Below are 1646 nucleotides of genomic sequence, written 5' to 3' on the forward strand. Positions count from 1 at the left end.
TAACCCGGCTTATTCACGAGACTGAGGCTCCGGGCTTTTTGAGTGGTGGTGCGTTGTCAGCCATGTGATCTGGACGAGCGCGTCTGGCGGTGTTTCACCGCAGCAGGATCGAGAGGCTTTTAAGGGTTGATGGAGGGGGTCTCGGGGTTCGGCGGCACGGCCGCGCCAGCTATGTTGGTACTGGCCGAAGACCGGTGGCGACGGCCTTGAACGTGTCGGCATCCGGGCAGGCTGAGGCGAAGGCGATACGGATACGTGTAGTCGTCTCGATGACGCGGGCAGCGACCTTGATGAGCCGCAGTCGCAGTGTCGCGAACTCGGCAGCGGCCATCGCGGCGGCCTTGGGGATTTTCTGTCGGATGCGCCATAGCAGCCAGTAGGCGGCGGTGTGCAGGATGAGGCGCATCTGGTTGGCGTTGGCCGAGCGGCACGAGGTGCGGTCGCTGGCCAGCTGTGTCTTGTGCATCTTGATCAGGTTCTCGGCCTGTCCCCGTGCGCAGTAGAGCGTGTCGTAGATATACTCGGCCGAGCCTTCGGCCAGCGAGGTGACGACATAGCGGATATCCATGCCCAGCGTGCTGGCCTCGATCCGGGCGACGACGCGGCGCTGGCAGTTCCAGCTCTTCGCACCGTAGCGGGTCCCGGCATAGCTGCGCAGGATCACACGGCCTTCCTCGGCCCGCTTGACCGCACAGGCATCGGCGGCCGTGACGATGGCCGGATCGGCGCGCAGCGCAGCGTTGGTCGGCAAGCCGAACACGTAGTCGACACGGTGCGCCTCGCAGAACGCCATGACCTCGGGCCGGCCATAGTGGCCGTCGCCGCGCATGGTGATGTGGGTATCGGGCCAGTGCCGGCGGATATGGCGCACCAGGCGCCGGATATGGCCGGCCGCTTCAGCGCCTGACGGTGTCTTGCCGGTGCGCAGCAGCATGGCGACCGGCCGGCCGGTCGCGGTGTCGTAGACGTGGATCGGCAGGAAACAGCGCTCGCCGTGATGCCCGTTCCAGAACGAGAGTTGCTGGTAGCCGTGAACGACATCGCAGGTGTCATCGATATCCAGCGTCACCGCCGTCGGAGGGGCCGGATAGCTGGCGCAGTAGATGTCGATCATCGCGGCGAGCATCCTGGCCAACTCGCGCATGGTCGGTGCATTCTCCCAGCGGCTCATCGTCGGCTGACTGGCCAGCCCGGCGCCCGATCCCGGCAACTTGCCCAGCGCCAGGCGGAAACCTGGATCGTCACGCAGGGTGTCGAGATCGTCGGCATCCTCGTAGCCGCAGGCGATCGCGAACACGCGGGCACGCAGGATGTCATCAAGGCGATGGATCACCCGTGTCGGGTCACGCGGATCGGCGATGCAAGCCGCAAGCCTCCGGCAAATCCCCATCGTGCGTTCGGCCTGCGTCAGCAGCAAAACCCCTCCATCAGAGGTCAGCCGACCACCGTCGAACGCGGCTGTGACTTTCTTCCCGCCGACTGCTGGGAATCGGAATGAGCTTGCGATATCATCGTTCATGGCGGGTGTGGCCTGTGGCATTTTCTGCCCTGCGGCAGGTTCGGCTTTGACACCCAGTTCCTAATTCAGATCAGAGGCTTATGCCACTCCCGCCAACCTTCAGACCCCCGCCGGTGAATAAGCCGGG

1 protein-coding gene is annotated in these 1646 nt (G+C 64.8%); it reads right to left on the reverse strand.

Annotated elements, in window-relative coordinates; genetic code table 11:
• Positions 1-169: 169 nt before the first annotated feature.
• Positions 170-1519, reverse strand: a complete 1350-nt coding sequence (locus AX724_RS09455) for an IS1380 family transposase (RefSeq protein ID WP_443018684.1) — start codon at positions 1517-1519, stop codon at positions 170-172.
• Positions 1520-1646: the final 127 nt, after the last annotated feature.

The sequence above is a fragment of the Sphingobium sp. CCH11-B1 genome (assembly GCF_001556865.1).
Taxonomy (GTDB): Bacteria; Pseudomonadota; Alphaproteobacteria; order Sphingomonadales; family Sphingomonadaceae; genus Sphingobium.

Coding starts and splice junctions, on each gene's coding strand:
- AX724_RS09455 (WP_443018684.1), bottom strand. CDS start 1,519: ATGAACGATGATATCGCAAGCTCATTCCGATTCCCAGCAGTCGGCGGG.